Origin of the sequence: Stenotrophomonas sp. PvP093, from assembly GCF_017876915.1 — a bacterium.
GTDB lineage: Bacteria > Pseudomonadota > Gammaproteobacteria > Xanthomonadales > Xanthomonadaceae > Stenotrophomonas > Stenotrophomonas muris.
In genome coordinates this window covers 1,088,962-1,105,504 of record NZ_JAGIOX010000004.1, presented here as the reverse complement: position 1 = coordinate 1,105,504, position 16,543 = coordinate 1,088,962, and the positions used below count along the sequence as shown (strand labels likewise).

Here is a 16,543-nt window from a genome sequence, read left to right as displayed (position 1 = left end):
GAGTGCCGATGCACCATGACACCGACCTGATCAACATCGTTGCCGTTGGCCTGGGGCTCGCCTTCATCTTCGGCGCGCTGGCCAACAAGCTCCGCTTGTCTCCCTTGGTCGGTTACCTGGTTGCTGGCATCTGCGTAGGCCCGTTCACTCCCGGCTTCGTCGCCGACCAGGCGCTGGCCAACCAGCTGGCCGAACTGGGCGTCATGCTGCTGATGTTCGGCGTCGGCCTGCACTTCTCGCTGAAGGACCTGATGGCGGTCAAGGCGATCGCCATTCCCGGCGCCATTGGCCAGATCGCGGTGGCCACCCTGCTCGGCTGGGGCGTGGCCTCGCTGATGGGCTGGCCGGCCATCCATGGCGTCATCTTCGGTTTCTCGCTGGCCACCGCCAGTACCGTGGTGCTGCTGCGGGCGATGGAGGAACGCCGCCTGCTGGAAACGATGCGCGGCAAGATCGCGGTCGGCTGGCTGATCGTGGAAGACCTGGCCTGTGTGCTGGCGCTGGTGATGATGCCGGTGATGGCCGGTGTGTTCGGTCCTGACGCGGCCAAGGAATCGCACTCGCTCGGCAGCGTGCTGGCCGACATCGGCTGGACCTTCGTGCAGCTGGGCCTGTTCGTGGCGGTGATGCTGGTGGTCGGTCGGCGGGTCATCCCGTGGATCCTCGAGCGCATCGCCGGTACCGGTTCGCGTGAGCTGTTCACCCTGTCGGTGCTGGCGATCGCGCTGGGCGTGGCGTTCGGCTCGGCGATGCTGTTCGGCGTCTCGTTCGCGCTGGGCGCGTTCTTCGCCGGCATGCTGCTCAACGAATCGGAGCTGAGCCACAAGGCCGCGCATGATTCGTTGCCGCTGCGCGATGCGTTCGCGGTGCTGTTCTTTGTGTCGGTCGGCATGCTGTTCGACCCCAACATCCTCGTCCAGCATCCGTGGCAGGTGCTGGCCACCGTCGCCATCATCATGTTCGGCAAGTCGGCGGCGGCATTCTTCATCGTGCGTGCGTTCGGCCACCCGACCAGCACCGCGCTGACCATCTCGGCCAGCCTGGCGCAGATCGGCGAGTTCGCCTTCATCATCGCCGGCCTCGGCGTGGCGCTGCAGATCCTGCCGAAGGAAGGCCAGTCGCTGGTGCTGGCCGGCGCGCTGGTGTCGATCATGCTCAACCCGCTGGTGTTCGGCCTGCTGGACCGTTGGCAGGCCAAGCAGGAGCAGTCTCCGCAGGTACCCGAGCCGCCCGAAGCGATCGGCCCGTCGCGCGACCTGCATGACCACGCCATCGTGATCGGTTACGGCCGCGTCGGCAGCGAACTGGCGCAGGTGCTGCGCGACCGTGGCGTGCCGGTGCTGGTGATCGATGACAACAAGGAACACGTCGAGCGGGCACATGCCAAGGGCCTGGCGGCGATCCGCGGCAGTGCCGCCGCCGACCGGGTGCTGGCCGAGGCCCATCCGGAGCGCGCCAAGATCGCGGTGCTGGCGATTCCGCAGCCGCTGGAAGCCGGTGAGGCGCTGGCCAAGCTGCGGGCGATCAATCCGGACCTGACCCTGCTGGCGCGCGCGCACAGCGATGCCGAGGTGAAGCATCTGCTGGAGCACGGCGCCGATGGCACGGTGATGGCCGAGCGCGAGCTGGCGTATTCGCTGGCGGAGATGATCATGTCCACGCCGCCGTACCGGAACCTGGGGCAGCACAGCATCCCGGTGGTGTGAGGGGTGTGCGTGCGGCAGGGCTTGCAGCCCTGCACCTGCCGAAACAACGGCAACAGCAACAACTAGAGCAAAAGCTGGCATTCCGTGGGATGGCGGGGTTGGGTCCAGTTGCGGGAGACGCCGTAAACCCTTCCATGGGGGCTTGGCCGCGGCATCCATGCCGCGGACACTCCCGCAACCGGACCCACCCCGCCTTCGACAGTTCCCCGCTGCTGTTGGTAGGTGTCGACCTTGGTCGACACGGCGGCGCGCGGGGTCAGATCCGTTTTCCACAGGAAAACGGATCTGACCCCGGAAACAAAAAAGGGCCTGTGTCAAGCCCTCGGCGAAAATCGCCAAGAGTCCGAAAGCTTAAACAAGACAGGGAGTTAGCTCTACTTCGGGCCGCTTTGCGGGGCGGCGGCCATATGGACTAGGAGCCACATGGGAGCGTCGCGGTAGAGGGCCAAGTCGTGCTGCATCGGGGACGATCACCGGCAGACGGCGGGCTTGCCGCACGATCATAGCCCACTCTGTCGCCATCCTCCAGAACGAAGAACGCGCAGCGTTGGGCTGCGCATTCGAGGGATGGCCGCCGGCGAGACCGTGCATCGTCAGCCCGGCTTCGCTGGCACCGTCCTGCTCACGCTTCCCTTCCTGAATCCCCGGTCCCCCGCGATGAAGGCTTCGAGCATGTGCGGGATCAGCGTCACGGCATCGACTGCTTCGCCATAGGTCTGCGCATGCAGCGCGGCGTAGCGGTCGAGGTCGGCTTTCAGGCTGGCCGGGCAAGGAAAGGTCAGCTTGATGTTCTCGGTCTTCGGCAGCGGTCCCAACCGCAGCTTCCTGGTCGTGCTCATCGTGAAGTCCCTCGGTTGAAGAACAGGGGCTGGTAGGGGCGCAGCGCCAAGTCCCGACTCACGACCAGACGCACCGGCAGACCGGGGCGCGCGCTCAACGTCGGTTGGATGTTCATGTTGCGCCGGGTCATCTCCTGGCCGACCTGGTTGATGCTGTCCTGCGCGCTGTCGCGGCCGGCGATGACGATGCGGTTGCCGTCCTGGCGGTTCTCCGGCGCGGCCAGCTCGGCGCCGACGCCCAGCAGCGTCGTCAGCGCCGCCCCGGCGAAGATCCGATCCCAATGCCAATCGACTTCATCCTCCAGCCCGGCATAGCCGGCCGGATCGGTGCCGACCAGGTTGTCGAGCGTCACCGACGACGTATCGGGCAGAATGATCCGGTTCCAGACGACTTGAACCCGGCTCTGTCCGTAGCTCACCTGGCTGTTGTAGCGACCGAGGATGCGCGAGCCCTGCGGGATCAGCAGGAACTTGCCGGTGGCCGTGTCATAGACCGGCTCCGTCACCGTGGCGATGACATCGCCCGGCAAGTCCGACTTGATGCCCGTCACCAGCGCGCCGGCGATGACCGTCCCGGCCATGACCTGATACGGGGAGGCTGGCAATTGCAGGTTGCCGGAATTACGGGTTTGCGTGGAACCGCCTTGCAGGAACGCCTCCTTCTGTTCCTGCCGGTTCTGTACTGCGGTCGGGTCGGCAGGCTGGGCTGCCGTCGAGGCCGGCCCGGCGGCCATCGGATCGAACGCCGCATTGGCGGCGAAGCCCGGCGCCACGGTGGCCTGTGACTGCGCCACCGGCGCGGCGCGCTGCGTACCCGAGCGGAAGAACACCGATGACGCCGCCGCTTCCTCGGCTTCCTTCAACCGGGCCAGGCGCTCGGCCTCGGCCGGATCGTGGCCGGGCGGCGCGTAACCTGGTGTCGGTTGCTGCGCATTGACGATGGCCGGCCCGAGGTCGCCCGGCAGCGGCGGCCCCAGCTCCGGCACCGGGGACGGCGCGGCCGGCGGCAGCTTGGAGTAGTCGGTCGGAAGCCGCTCCAGCCCTTCGGAGCGCGAAACGCGATCGACGTTGTAAAGCTCGGTCTGTTCGCTGGCGCCGTGTCGCTGCGGTTGCAGCGACCACATCAGCGCGCCCAGCACGGCGACCGACAGCCCGCCGGCCAGGATCGCCAGCATGCGACGATTCAAGCGCGTGACCGGACGCGGCTGGGCGCGCAGCGCTACCGCCTCGGGCGCTGCCTTGGCCGCCTGCGGTGCGACCGGCTCGGGGGTGTCGTCCTGGCGCATCATCAGTTCCTCCGCGCCACGCCGTCGGTGCGCTCGATGCGCACCACGTCGCCCTTGTCGCCGCCCAGACGCAGTTCGGCCGCGCCGAACAGCCGGTCCACGATGTAGTACGGCGAGCGGAAGCGGTAGTTCACCAACTGCCCATCGCCCTGCACGCCGATGACGAACAGCGGCGGCAGTTCACCCTGGGCGATGCCGGCAGGGAACTGGATGTAGACCTTCTCGCCGTCATCGAAGGCACGCAGCGGCTTCCATGACGGATTGCTGCCGCTGATCGCGTAGCGGAAGCGGATGCGCTCCAGCGATAGGCCCGTATCAACCGGCGCCGCCACCTGCGCGGCCTGCGCCTGGCGCTGCAAAGCCAGCATCCGGTCCTTCGGGTAGTCCCACGACACCGACGCCATCCAAGCGCGCTCTGTCGAGGTCAGCTCCAGCAGGTAGGTGCGCCGATTGGTGGTGATGACCAGATTGGTCTTGAGGCCCGAGCGGACAGGCTTGACCAGCACGTTGACGCGCAGCTCGTCGCCGGCACCGCTGGACGTGTCGCCGACGATCCAGCGCACGGTATCGCCGGCGGCGACCGTCACCAGTTCTTCGCCGGGCTGGAGCGAAACCACGGTCACGCGCCCCGGCGCGGCATAGACCTGATACAGCGCGCCATCGGTGAAGGGCCAGACCTGGATGGCATTGACGTAGCCCTCGCGCGTGGGCGCGACCCGCGCCTCGGTATTGGCCTTGGACACGCGCACGGTTTCGTCGGCCGGCTCCGGCCCGGGCTGGGCTTCGTCACCTTCCGGCAGCGGCTTCAACTGCTCCGGCAGCGCCAGCGGTTCGGGGACGGCGACCACCTCCACCGGCGAGGGTGGATCGGGCACGAGCTGCGCCTGCACTGGCTCATCGAGTGGGATCACGGGCGGCGGCTTGCCCTGTGTGGCGCAGCCCGCCAAGGCCGCCACCAGCGTCAACAGGCAAACGTGGCGAAGTGTTCGATCGTCTATCCGCAGATTCGGGGCGAACAAGGGCCATACCGATACGACGCCATCCCGCAGACGCTGCTGATACGCCTCCTGAGACATCCGCCACCGCTCATCGAGGGGAAGATCATCCTGACGCGAAACGGGATCATGCGATTGGAGAGTGTTCATGGTTTCGTTCCTTCCGAGGGATCAAGTTCGCGGCTCCACGACAGGCCGTTGACGTAGATGCCCAGCGGGTTCTTGCGCAGGCGCTCCTCGGTGCGTGGGGTTTGCAGGACGATGGAGATGACGGCGTTCCAGCGCTCGGTGCCGGCCGGCGCGCCGTTGGAGAAGCGTTGCTCGGTCCAGCGCACGTTGAACGACGTGTCGCTGGCGCGCACGACGCTGGTGATCTGCACCGTGACCGACTCCTTGCCGACGCGCGCGAAGGGATCGTTCTTGCTGGCGTAGTCGTTGAGCATGGCGGCGCCTCGGTCGGTCGCGTAGTCGTAGGCGTCCAGCCAGTTCTGCCGGACCACGATCGGGTCGATGGACAGCGAGCGCACCAACGTCACGAAGCGCGCCAGGTGATGCGCGATCTGCGCATCCGTGGGCTTGTACGGCGTGGCCGCCTCGCCTACGGCGCGCACGTGCTCCTTGTCCACCTCCACCACGTAGGGCGTGACGATGGACTGCGCCGAGCGCCAGACCAGGCCGCCGGCCATCAGCAGCGTCAGCACCAGCAGGCCGAAGGCCATGAGGCGCCAGTTCTTGGCCTGCACGCGGGGCGCGCCGATACGCTCGTCCCACACCTGCGCGGCAGATTGATACGGCGTGGCAGGCTGCGGCGTGTCGGCATAGCGCACCTGCGGTCGTTTGAATCGCATGGGTGTTCTCCTTGAAGGTCAGGAATCGGAATCGCGCAGGCTCGGGCCTTGCCCGGAGCCGCCGCCGTCGCCGCCGCGCAGCGCATGGGCGGCGGTGGTCGCGGCGTGGGTGAGCTGCTGGCGGCGGTGCAGCCGCTTGGCCCAGGCCGGTTGCTGCCCGGTGTTGGACGTGGCTTCGCCGCCGGACTGGCCGCCGCCGGACGCGGCGCCTGCGCCTTCATCGGCCGGCGGCCCGTTCCAGCCGGCGCGGAAAGGCGCAGCCATGCGTTGCCCGATGGCGGAAGCGCGGGATGCGGCACCGCGCCCGGCCGCCTGCGCGCCCGTCTTGGCGACGTTGCCCAGGCCGGCCGCAGCGCCCTTGGCCCCGCCGCCGGCAGCGGCGGACCCGGCCCGGAACGCTGACCGGGCACCACCGGCCGTTGATGTCGCGGCGCGCGCACCGCTGCCGGCCAGCTTGGCGGCAGCAGGCGCCATGCGCGCCCCGGCGGCCACCGCCCCGCCCACGCCGGTTGCGGCAGCACCGATGGCGACGGCCGTGCCGGCAGCGCCGACAGCGGCACCGGCCATCGCCCCCGCACCGAGCTGCGGTGCACCGGACACCAGGCCGGTGGCGATGCCGGGGCCGAAGATGCCCAGCGCCAGCAGCGTCAGCGAGGCCAGCATGATGACCAGCGCGTGGTCGATGGATGGCTCGTCGGGATGCACCTGGAACTCGGCGAACAGGCCCGAGCCGATGCCGACGATCACGGCTAGCACCAGCACCTTGATGCCGGCCGACACCACGTTGCCCAGCACCTTCTCGGCGAGAAAGCTGGTCTTGTTCCACAAGGCGAACGGCACCAGCACGAAGCCGGCGAGCGTGGTCAGCTTGAACTCGATCAGCGTGATGAAAAGCTGGATCGCCAGCACGAAGAAGCACAGGACCACCACCAGCCAGGCCAGGAACATCACCGTGATGGCGTCAAGGTTCACGAACACCTCGGGGAAACCAGCCATCTCGCCGACCTGCTCCAGGATCGGCGTGCCTGCGTCGATGCCGGTCTTCGCCAGCCGGCCCGGTTGCAGGAAGTTCTCCATGCTCAAGGTCGAGCCGGTGGCCGTCAGGCCCAGGCCGGCGAAGGACCGGAAGACGATGCCTGCCAGCCAGTTGAAGTTGCCGATGATGTAGGCGAAGGCACCGACGTAGAGCACCTTGCGCAGCAGCTTGGCGATCACGTCCTCGCCTTGGCCGGTGGCGTGGCTCATGGCCCAGTAGAGGCCGGCGATGGTCATGTCGATGACGATCAGCGTGGCCGTCAGGAACGCCACCTCGCCCTGCAACAGCCCGAACCCGGAGTCGATGTAGCGCGAGAACGTATCCAGAAAGCGGTCGATGATCGTCACGTCGTTCATGGCGTTTCATCTCCAATCGGCTCATCGAAGGTTGGGGGAATGGGCGGCAGCTCCTCCAGCGTTCGGTACTCGTCCGGCCCGGTTTGGCCGGCGAAGAAGCGCCGGCGGAAGGCTTCTGCGGCGGCCAGGCAAGCGTCCTCGCCGACGGCCTGCCGGTCGGCCGCGCATTGCGCGCGCAGTGCCTTGAGCCGCACGGGATCGGCGGCCAGGGCATCGGCGCGGTTGTCGGCCGAGTGCTGGCCGCAGGCTGTCAGCAGCACGGCCAGCAGGAGGCAAGCGCATCGCATGGCCGTCTCCCGTCAGTTGCGGTAGAAATCCACGCGCTGCGGCGTGTACGGCGTGCCGGTGCCGAGGAAGCGCCGGCGCACTTCGCGGGCGCGCTCGGTGGCCGCCGCCTGCCGCGCCAGTTCGAGCGAGGTCGCGCGGTCCTGGGTGATCTGGAGCTGTTGCGCCTGGATCGACTGCTTGGCCTGCAAGGCCAGGAGCTGATTGGTCGCCTGCGCGGCCTGCAAGGCGCCGGTGGCGGACTGGCTCTGGCTCACGAGGTCGGCCAGCGCGGATTCGTCCTCGCGCAGGTTCTGCGATACCTGCGCCTGCATGCGCATCGCAGTATGCAGACCGTCGAGCGTGTGCTTCCAACGCTCCTGCGCATCCCGGTACATCTGGTCGCCGCTGACGGTGGCGGCGTATTGCTCCGGGTACAGACGTGCGAACTCGCGGTCGAGGTTCTGCACATCAAAGGCCAGTCCCTGCGCCTCGGCGATCAGCCGCTCGGTCGTCGCCAGCGTCGAGCGCAGCCGGTTGACGATGTTGAAGTCCAGGCTCGCCAGGTTGCGTGCCTGGTTGATGAGCATCTGTGCTTCGTTCTGGAGCTGCTGGATCTGGTTGTTGATCTGCTCCAGCGTGCGGATCGCGGTCAGCGTGTTCTGCACCAAGTTCGTGGGATCAACCACGACCCATTGCGCCTGCGCGGTGGACACGGTGCAAAGCATGGCCGCGATGGCGGTGGCGATAAGACGCTTCTTCATGGCAGGTTCTCCTGTGGTGGTGGGGAAAGGACGGAAGGGGCCAATGGCGCGGCGCCGGGGAACTCGGCCAGCAGGTCGGCGGCCCAATCGAGGCCGCGATGGCGCAGCCACGCGCCGGCAAAACCGGGCACGCCGGCTTGCGCCAGCACGCGGTCGATGTCGCGCTGGTCCTGCGGGGTCGAAGCGCCCGCGAACGCGAGCGCGGCCGGCCCCAGGTCGAGGTCGAACAGGCGATTGCCCAGGCGCGACTGGTAGTAGTAGTCGCGCTTGGGCTCGGCGGTGGCAACGATCTCGATCTGCCGGCTGTTGAGGCCAAAGCCCTCGTAGATCGTCCGTATCTGCGGCTCGGTGGCCTGCGGGTTCGGCAGGAAGATTCGGCTGGCGCAGCTTTCGATGATCGCCGGCGCGATGGTCGAGTCCTTGATGTCGGCCAGCGACTGGGTGGCGAAGATGACGCTGACGTTCTTCTTGCGCAGCGTCTTGAGCCACTGGCGGATGCGCGCCGCGAAGGCCGGTTCATCGAGGAACAGCCAGGCTTCATCGAGGATCAGCAGCGTGGGCGCGCCGTCGAACCGTTCATCGAAGCGGGCGAACAGATAGCGCAGCACCGCTTGCACGGCGGCCGGGCTGTGCATCAGCTCCTCCATCTCGAAGCCCTGCACGTCGGCGCTGCCCAGCCGGTCGAGGTCGGCGTCCAGCAGCTTGCCGTGGGCGCCGCCGAGCACGTAGGGCGAGAGTGCCTGACGCAGCGCGTTGGATTGCAGCAGCACGGAGAGCCCCGTCATCGTGCGCTGCTCCGGCGGCGCACCGGCGAGGCTCCCCAGCGCCGACCAGATGGCGGCCTTCTCGTCCGGGCCGACGGTGACGCCTTCGTGCAGCAGGCGGCCTTCCACCCACTCGGCCGCCCAGGTGCGATAGCCCTCGCTGTCGATACGGGCCAAGGGCTGGAACGCGATGCCGCCATCGGCACCGAGGTCGTAGTGCTCGCCGCCCAGGCCCAACACCGTCGCCCGCATGGACCGCCCCATGTCGAAGGCAAAGATGCGCGAGCTGAAGTAGCGCCGGAACTGCATCGCCAGGACGGCAAGCAGGACCGACTTGCCCATGCCGGTCGGGCCAGCGACCAGCGTATGCCCCACGTCGCCGATGTGCGTCACCAGCCGGAACGGCGTCGCGCCATCGGTGCGCGTCACGATCAGCGGCGGGCCGTCGAGATGGTCGTTCTTCTCCGGCCCGGCCCATACCGCCGACAGCGGCATCATGTGTGCAAGATTCAGCGTCGAGACGATGGGCTGGCGCACGTTGGCGTAGGCGTGGCCGGGGATGGACGACAGCCAGGCGTCCACGGCATTGAGGGTTTCGGGGATGGTGACGAAGCCTCGGCCCTGGATGGCGCGCTCCACCATCCGCTGCTTCTCGTCGGCCACGGCCGGATCGGCGTCGAGCACCGTCACCGTGGCGGTGAGATAGCCGAAGGCGACCTGATCGCTGCCCAGTTCCTGCAAGGCGGCATCGGCATCGGCCGCCTTGTTGCTGGCGTCGGTATCCACCAGCGGCGATTCCTGCTGGAAGATGGTTTCGCGCAGCAGCGCGATGACGTTCTTGCGCTTGGCGAACCACTGGCGGCGCAGCCGGCCGAGTTCCTTTTCCGCTTCGGCCTTGTCCATGCACAGGAAGCGCGTGCTCCAGCGGTAGGCGAACCCCAGGTGATTGAGGTCGTCCAGCAGTCCCGGCCAGGTCGAGGTCGGAAAGCCCCGCACCGTCACCACGCGCAGGTGCTGGTCGCCCAGCGTGGGCGCCAGGCCGCCGGCCAGCATGGAGTCGGCCAGCAGCGCGTCGAGATAGAACGGCACCTCGGGCACCGCGACCCGATAGCGCCGGGTGGATACCGTGCCATGCAGGTAGGTCAGCGTCTGACTGTCATCGAGCCAGGCGACTTCCGGCATCACGCCATCGAGCAGATCGAACACGCGATCGGTTTCCGCTACGAAGGCGTCGAGCCGGCCGCGCCAGTCCACGCCATCGCCGGGCGTGTTCTCATAGAGCAGCCTGGCGGCACGGGCGCGCGATTCCTCCGGTGGCAGGAACGCGAGCGTCAGGTGATAGGCGCTCTCGAAATGGTGGGTCGATTCCTCGAACGCCGCGCGGCGTTCCTCATCGACCAGCCACGACAGCGGTTCGGGGAAGTCGGAATGCGGGTAGTCCGCCGCCGGCTGGCGTTCTGCCTCCACGAACAGCGCCCAGCCCGAACCCAGCCGGCGCAGCGCGTTGTTCAGCCGTGCGGTGGTGGCGATCAGCTCGCCCTGCGTGGCGCTATCGAGGTCGGGGCCGCGGAAACGGGCCGTGCGCTGAAAGCTGCCGTCCTTGTTCAAGACGACACCCGGCGCGACCAGCCCGGCCCAGGGCAGCCAGTCGGCCAGCAGCGCGGGTCGCTGGCGGTATTCGGCAAGGTTCAGCATGGCGGCATCCCCTCACACGTCCAGCAGCGGGCGGTGCTTGATGTGCCGGGCGAAGACCTGCATGAACTGCGGATCGACGCGCGCGCCCCACACGGCCAGCGAGTGGCCGACGATCCAGAGCACGACGCCGGGAATCCACAGTTGCAGGCCCAGCCCGACGGCAGCGGCCAGCGTGCCGTTGGCGATCGCCACGGTGCGCGGTGCGCCGCCCAGCAGGATCGGCTCGGTCAGCGAGCGATGCAGCGGCACCTCGAAGCCGAGCGCGAAGCCCGGCGTGCCTTCATCGGCGGCACTCATACGACGGCCCCGCCGGAGAACGAAAAGAAGGACAGGAAGAACGAGGATGCGGCGAACGCGATGGACAGGCCGAACACGATCTGGATCAGCTTGCGGAAGCCGCCCGACGTGTCGCCGAAGGCCAGCGCGAGGCCGGTCGCGATGATGATGATGACGGCCACGATGCGCGCGACCGGCCCCTGGATCGACTCCAGGATGGATTGCAGCGGCCCTTCCCAGGGCATCGAGGAACCGGCAGCCTGCGCGGTGCCGGCCGTCATCAGCATGATGGCGGCCAGCAGCAGGCCGCGATGGGCCGGCCGGGCCAGGCGCCGGAGGCGTGCAAGGATGGGAACCGGATTTACGGAAAGGCGGAAAGCAGGAACGTGCATCTGCGTCATGGCAGTTCTCCAAGTGGGTCGAGGGACGGGGAAGGCGCAGCGGCGGCGGCTGCGAGGGAAACCGGCGGCAGCTCGGGAAACGGCGTTTCCAGCGCGTCCGCCAGTTGGTAGCCGGCGGCGTCGAAGCCGACGACGCGGGCGATGCTTTCGACGTGGCGCTTGCGGCCACGCCCGGCGATGTGGATCACGACGTTGACCGCCTCGGCGATCAGCGCACGCGGCGGGTTCACCGCCACTTCGAGAATCAGTTGTTCCAGGCGCAGCAGCGCGCCCAGCGCGGAACCGGCGTGGATGGTGGCGATACCGCCGGGGTGGCCGGTGCCCCACACCTTCACCAAGTCCAGGGCTCCGCCGCCGCGCACCTCGCCGACGATTACGCGGTCGGGGCGCAGGCGCATCGTGGCGCGCACCAATTCCTGCATCGACACGACGCCGGCGCGGGTGCGCAGCGGCACGTGGTCGCGGGCCGCGCATTGCAGTTCGATGGTGTCTTCGAGCACCAGCACGCGGTCGCCGGTGGCGGCGATCTCGGCCAACAAGGCATTGGCGAGCGTGGTCTTGCCCGTACTGGTGCCGCCCGCGATCAGCACGTTCTGCCGTTCGCGTACCGCCCGCCGTAGGAACTCGGCCTGTGGCGCGGACAGGATGCCGTCGACCACGTAGCGATCCAGGCCGATGATGCTCACGGCCCGCTTGCGCAGCGCGAAGGCCGGGCCGGGCGCGGCCGGCGGCAGAATGCCCTCGAAGCGTTCGCCGGTTTCCGGCAACTCGGCGGTCAGCAGCGGCTGGCCGCGATGCACTTCCGCACCGACATGCGCGGCCACCAGGCGGATGATGCGTTCGCCATCGGCCTCGGACAGTTCGACGCCCAGCGGGGCGCGGCCCGACGACAGCCGATCCACCCATAGGGTGCGGTCGGGGTTGAGCATGATTTCCACCACGTCGGGGTCTTCCAGCGCGGTGGCGATCAGCGGCCCCATTGCCGTGCGCAGCATCTGGATGCGGCGATCCAGAGCAGCGGCGGTGGATGACTTCGGTGCGGCGCTCATGACGCACGCTCCCGCGCCTCGGCCAGCGCCGCCGCATCCTCCATCCGCACCGGGTCAGGGTGCAGTTCTTCCACCACGTCGCGCACCAAGCTGCGGCCGCGCAGCAGGTGGCGGCCAAGCTGTTCCACGAACTGCTCGAAGCGCGCCTTGCCCTGCGCGCGGGCCGCGTCCTGATGGGCTTCGGGAATCGGCGTGCTGACGGTCAGGAAGTAGCGGATGAACAGCGCCAGCGTTTCGATTTCGATGTTCTGGTCGCGCTCCAGGCGTTCGGCCTGGCGCGACAGGCGATCCAGCCGCCTGGCGATGGCCGCCTCGCGCTGGTCGCCGGCATCCGGCGATAGCCAGGACGCCAGGGCGGCGGCAACGATGCTGGATTTCGAGACGCCTTTCTTGGCGGCCAGTTCTTCGAGGCGCTTGGCATGTTCGGGCTGGATGAACAGGTTGAGGCGGTACTGGCTCATAGTTCGATTCCGTCGTTGGGATTCAGCGATGCCAGCCGGGCCGTGCGCTGCATGGCCGGGTCGAGCTGGCCGGGAAGCGGCAGCGGCAGGTCGTCGTCGTCATCGAGCAGCGCCAGGTCGTTGCCTGCGTGCTGCGGCTCGGGGCTGTATTCGGCGACTTCGGATAGCTCGGGCTGGCGACGTGGGCCGCCGTCGTCGGCGGTGCCCAGGCCATCGGCGGATGTCGTTGCAGGGGCGTCGGGCACGGCAGGAATCGCCAGGCCGCTCCAGTCATCCGGCCGCGAGGGCGGCGCATCGGCGTACTGCCCGGCTGCGAGCGCCGGCGGCGGCAGCACGCGCCGCTTGAAATTGGCGTCGGCGTAGTAGCGCAGCTTGTTCGCCTTGATGGGCGCCACGCTGGACACCATCACCACGGCCTCGTCGGGCGGAAGCTGCATCACTTCGCCCGGCGTCAGCAGCGGGCGAGCCGTCTCCTGGCGCGACACCATCAGGTGGCCCAGCCACGGCGCGAGCCGGTGGCCGGCGTAGTTGCGCTGCGCACGCAGTTCGGTGGCGGTGCCCAGCGTCTCGGAGATCCGCTTGGCGGTGCGCTCGTCGTTGGTCGCAAACGTCACGCGCACATGGCAGTTGTCGAGGATGGAATGGTTCTGGCCGTAGGCTTTGTCGATCTGGTTGAGCGACTGCGCGATGAGGAAGCTGCGGATGCCGTAGCCCGCCATGAAGGCCAGCGCCGTCTCGAAGAAATCGAGCCTGCCAAGCGCCGGGAACTCGTCGAGCATCAGCAGCAGCTTGTGGCGGCGCGCGATGCCGTCGCTGCCGTCGAGCGATTCCGTTAGGCGCCGGCCGATCTGGTTGAGGATCAGGCGAATGAGCGGTTTCGTCCGCGAAATGTCCGAAGGCGGGACCACCAGATACAGCGAGACGGGATGCTCGGATGCGATCAGGTCGGCGATGCGCCAATCGCAGCGCGAGGTGACTTCGGCCACCGTGGGGTCGCGGTAGAGGCCAAGAAACGACATGGCGGTGCTCAACACGCCCGAACGCTCGTTATCCGACTTGTTGAGCACTTCGCGCGCAGCGGACGCGACAACCGGGTGCGGTGCATCGCCCAGGTGCTTCGTCGTCATCATCCGGTGCAAGGTCAGCTCGAACGGGCTGGCCGGGTCGGACAGGAAGTTGGCGACGCCTCGCAGCGTCTTGTCCTCGCCCGCGTACAACACATGCAGGATGGCCCCGACCAGCAGCGCGTGCGAAGTCTTCTCCCAGTGGTTGCGCTTCTCCAGCGCGCCTTCGGGATCGACCAGGATGTCGGCAATGTTCTGCACGTCGCGCACCTCATGCGCGCCGCGCCGGACTTCCAGCAGCGGGTTGTAGGCCGCCGACTTCGCATCCGTGGGGTTGAACAGCAGGCAGTGCGAGAAGCGCGAGCGCCAGCCTGCGGTGATCTGCCAGTTCTCGCCCTTGATGTCATGGATGACGGCCGAAGCCGGCCAGGACAACAATGTCGGGACGACCAAGCCCACGCCTTTGCCCGAGCGCGTGGGCGCGAAGGTCAGGACGTGTTCCGGGCCTTCATGTCGCAGATACTCGTTGCGATACTTGCCGAGGAAGACGCCGGCCGGCTGCGTCAGCCCGGCTTTGCGAATGTCGTCGGCTTCGGCCCAGCGCGCCGAACCATAGGTCGTGACCAGCTTGGCCTGCCGCGAGCGCCACACCGACATGGCGATGGCCACCACCACGGCCAGCAGGCCGCTGCCGCCCGCGAAGGCCCCGCCGATGTCGAAGACCTGCGGCGCGTAGGCATCGAAGAAGAACCACCACTCGAACAGCCGCCAGGGGTGATAGACCGGCGTTCCGAAGAAATCGAACCAGGGCGAGCCAAGGCGTAGTTGATAGCCCAGGGCGGCGGCTGTCCATTGTGTGGCACCCCACACACCGGCGATCACGATGCCGAAGACGGCGGCGATCTGCCCGAACAACACGCCCTGACCTTGCATGACTGGCCTCCGATTTCCTCTGCGCTGATTCCTCGTTCACGCGCAGCACAAGGACGTGCCGCATGAAGTGAGGATCAGTGCCGGGTCGGTGCCGGTCAAAGACCGTTATCGGGAGAAAGGTCGAGTAATCGGAACGAATTGGGGCTGCATCGCGCCAAAGAAAAACGCCGCAAGCGAAGGCGCGCTGCGGCGTGTCGAGCAGAAAAGCAGAGGTTTCGTGGTGGAGCACCCACGGTCAGAACTTCGGCGGACTCTCCGGCGGCGTGTAGGGCGTATTGCCGTCGCCATAGAACCGCTTGCGCGTGGCTTCGGCGACTCGATTGCAAAGCACGTCGCCCAGCTTGGGGCGATCCGTCTTGCATTGCTGGCGCAGTTCTTTCAGCCGCACGGGATCGGATGCCAGTTCTTCAACGCTGGGCGCGTCCGTCTTCTCTGGCGTGTCAGTGGGGCCGCAGGCCGTCAGCACCGCAGCAGCCAGCAGGAACGGAATGGTCTTCTTCATGGTTCGGATTCCTCCGGGACATCGGGTTCATCGCCTGGCGTCGGCCTGGCGGCCTCGGGCGAGTCGATGGCCTGCACGCGCTCGATGAAGCGAGCCAGCGTCTCCGATGGTTCGGCATCCAGGCGCAGCAGATAGGTGGTGAGCACGGGCGAACATCCCGCCAGCGCCCGTGCGACCACGCCTTGTTCGCGGCTGGCCGTGATGTGCGCTGCGCCCGTCAGCCCTAGGGCGAACCCGGCCGATACCAAGGCCATCATCAGGTCGCAGGACGCCACCCGCTCGGCCACCAGCGGTTCCATGTCCACGCGGCGCAGCAGGCGATCCACTTGTCGCGCGTGGCCTTCGCACGCCACCGGGTCGCAGAGCACCAGTGGGAAGCGCAGCACTTCTTCCAACGGAATCCGCTTGTACCTGAGCAGGTCATGCCGGGCCGGCACGGCCACCATCAGCGGATCGTTCCAGACAGGCATCGCTACGATGCCGTCACCTGCTTCGTCGGCGCGAGCGAACCCCACGTCGTACAGGTCGTCGTGCAGGCCCTTGATCTGCTGCGACAGCGGCACCTCGGTCAGGCGGATTTCGACTTCGGGTTCTTCCTGCCTGCACAGCGCCAGCAAGGCCGGCAGACGCGACGGCGTAATGCCGTCGGACAGGGCGATGCGCAACTGGCCGTGGAAGCCATTGGCCGCGGCCTTCGCACTGTCGCGCGCCTGCTGCAAAGCAGTGAACACGCGCGGCACGTGATCCAGGAACAGTTTGCCCGCACGGGTCAGTCGCGTGCTGCGCGTGGTGCGGGCGAACAGCGCCACGCCCAGTTCTTCCTCCAGCTCCTTGATGGCGCGTGACAATGGCGACTGCTCGATGTGCAGGCGCTCAGCTGCACGGGCGAAGTGCAATTCTTCGGCGACAGCCAGGAAGCAACGAAGATGGCGAAGCTCCATAACGTTCGCTCATTCCAACCAGGTAATTGGCTGAAAATCCACGGATTCACAGCATGCTCGCACGCGCGCCACTCCATCCAAGAAGTACGGCGTATGCTCGTGTCGGAACAGTGCCTCGGCATCGACCCAACGCTCCAGCAGGAAAAATCGGTTTTCCGATAGGCTTCCTCGGGCAATGCGATAGTCCAGACATCCTGGATCTTGAATGGCGGCCTCGCGTAATGCCTGCAGCACGTCACGCATTTCCTCTATGCGATCACTCGATGCCTTCAATGCGATGATCAATTCAACAACCGGCATGTCATCCTCATTGGAATTCAGCGGCATCGTCTCGTAGGCATACATGCTTGCCACCTTCGACAG

Annotated in this window: 17 protein-coding genes; 1 reads left to right on the top strand and 16 read right to left on the bottom strand. The window is 67.4% G+C overall.

All coding sequences use genetic code 11. The features are described from left to right. The first annotated feature begins 8 nt into the window (after positions 1-8). Positions 9-1,706, top strand: a complete 1,698-nt coding sequence (ybaL, locus tag J3A72_RS07675) for a YbaL family putative K(+) efflux transporter (protein ID WP_075075721.1) — start codon at positions 9-11, stop codon at positions 1,704-1,706. A gap of 593 nt (positions 1,707-2,299) precedes the next feature. On the opposite strand, the gene J3A72_RS07670 is transcribed toward ybaL, so the two are convergent. From J3A72_RS07670 to J3A72_RS07595, 16 genes are all read right to left on the bottom strand, one after another. Further along, entirely contained in the window at positions 2,300-2,545 is a 246-nt protein-coding gene (locus tag J3A72_RS07670; RefSeq protein ID WP_026069911.1) for a DUF2274 domain-containing protein, read from the bottom strand. Then, positions 2,542-3,831 carry a TrbI/VirB10 family protein gene (locus tag J3A72_RS07665; protein ID WP_026069910.1) on the bottom strand — a complete coding sequence of 430 codons (1,290 nt, stop codon included), beginning with the start codon at positions 3,829-3,831 and terminating at the stop codon, positions 2,542-2,544. Before J3A72_RS07665 ends, J3A72_RS07670 begins: the two co-directional genes overlap by 4 nt. 2 nt (positions 3,832-3,833) lie before the next feature. Continuing rightward, the gene (trbG, locus tag J3A72_RS07660; RefSeq protein ID WP_229766898.1) at positions 3,834-4,976 is read right to left on the bottom strand and encodes a P-type conjugative transfer protein TrbG; all 1,143 of its coding nucleotides are present in this window, start codon (positions 4,974-4,976) and stop codon (positions 3,834-3,836) included. After that, positions 4,973-5,674, bottom strand: coding sequence for a conjugal transfer protein TrbF (gene trbF / locus J3A72_RS07655; protein WP_014646150.1), 702 nt, complete (start codon positions 5,672-5,674; stop codon positions 4,973-4,975). The genes trbG and trbF overlap by 4 nt, the downstream gene beginning before the upstream one ends. A gap of 18 nt (positions 5,675-5,692) precedes the next feature. Then, positions 5,693-7,066: a P-type conjugative transfer protein TrbL gene (trbL, locus tag J3A72_RS07650; RefSeq protein WP_014646149.1), complete on the bottom strand. Its 1,374-nt coding sequence runs from the start codon at positions 7,064-7,066 to the stop codon at positions 5,693-5,695. Next, the gene (locus tag J3A72_RS07645) at positions 7,063-7,353 is read right to left on the bottom strand and encodes a hypothetical protein (protein WP_014646148.1); all 291 of its coding nucleotides are present in this window, start codon (positions 7,351-7,353) and stop codon (positions 7,063-7,065) included. The genes trbL and J3A72_RS07645 overlap by 4 nt, the downstream gene beginning before the upstream one ends. A 12-nt stretch (positions 7,354-7,365) precedes the next feature. After that, on the bottom strand, positions 7,366-8,094 hold the full coding sequence (gene trbJ, locus J3A72_RS07640; protein ID WP_014646147.1) for a P-type conjugative transfer protein TrbJ: 729 nt from the start codon (positions 8,092-8,094) through the stop codon (positions 7,366-7,368). Continuing rightward, the gene (trbE, locus tag J3A72_RS07635; protein ID WP_014646146.1) at positions 8,091-10,553 is read right to left on the bottom strand and encodes a conjugal transfer protein TrbE; all 2,463 of its coding nucleotides are present in this window, start codon (positions 10,551-10,553) and stop codon (positions 8,091-8,093) included. The genes trbJ and trbE overlap by 4 nt, the downstream gene beginning before the upstream one ends. Before the next feature lie 12 nt (positions 10,554-10,565). Then, the gene (locus J3A72_RS07630) at positions 10,566-10,850 is read right to left on the bottom strand and encodes a VirB3 family type IV secretion system protein (protein WP_014646145.1); all 285 of its coding nucleotides are present in this window, start codon (positions 10,848-10,850) and stop codon (positions 10,566-10,568) included. Beyond that, a complete protein-coding gene (locus J3A72_RS07625) occupies positions 10,847-11,230 on the bottom strand; it encodes a TrbC/VirB2 family protein (RefSeq protein WP_014646144.1) in 384 nt (127 codons plus the stop codon). Before J3A72_RS07625 ends, J3A72_RS07630 begins: the two co-directional genes overlap by 4 nt. Further along, positions 11,227-12,279 (bottom strand): P-type conjugative transfer ATPase TrbB, encoded by a 1,053-nt coding sequence (gene trbB, locus J3A72_RS07620; protein ID WP_140222835.1) that lies wholly within the window; start codon positions 12,277-12,279, stop codon positions 11,227-11,229. The genes J3A72_RS07625 and trbB overlap by 4 nt, the downstream gene beginning before the upstream one ends. Continuing rightward, the gene (locus J3A72_RS07615; protein ID WP_014646142.1) at positions 12,276-12,740 is read right to left on the bottom strand and encodes a ribbon-helix-helix protein, CopG family; all 465 of its coding nucleotides are present in this window, start codon (positions 12,738-12,740) and stop codon (positions 12,276-12,278) included. Before J3A72_RS07615 ends, trbB begins: the two co-directional genes overlap by 4 nt. Next, positions 12,737-14,737 (bottom strand): conjugal transfer protein TraG, encoded by a 2,001-nt coding sequence (locus J3A72_RS07610; protein ID WP_019184027.1) that lies wholly within the window; start codon positions 14,735-14,737, stop codon positions 12,737-12,739. The genes J3A72_RS07615 and J3A72_RS07610 overlap by 4 nt, the downstream gene beginning before the upstream one ends. A gap of 235 nt (positions 14,738-14,972) precedes the next feature. Then, positions 14,973-15,239: an EexN family lipoprotein gene (locus J3A72_RS07605; RefSeq protein ID WP_014646140.1), complete on the bottom strand. Its 267-nt coding sequence runs from the start codon at positions 15,237-15,239 to the stop codon at positions 14,973-14,975. After that, positions 15,236-16,180, bottom strand: a complete 945-nt coding sequence (locus tag J3A72_RS07600; RefSeq protein WP_014646139.1) for a LysR family transcriptional regulator — start codon at positions 16,178-16,180, stop codon at positions 15,236-15,238. The genes J3A72_RS07605 and J3A72_RS07600 overlap by 4 nt, the downstream gene beginning before the upstream one ends. 9 nt (positions 16,181-16,189) lie before the next feature. Beyond that, positions 16,190-16,525, bottom strand: a complete 336-nt coding sequence (locus J3A72_RS07595) for a putative quinol monooxygenase (RefSeq protein WP_034010246.1) — start codon at positions 16,523-16,525, stop codon at positions 16,190-16,192. Positions 16,526-16,543 lie beyond the last annotated feature (18 nt).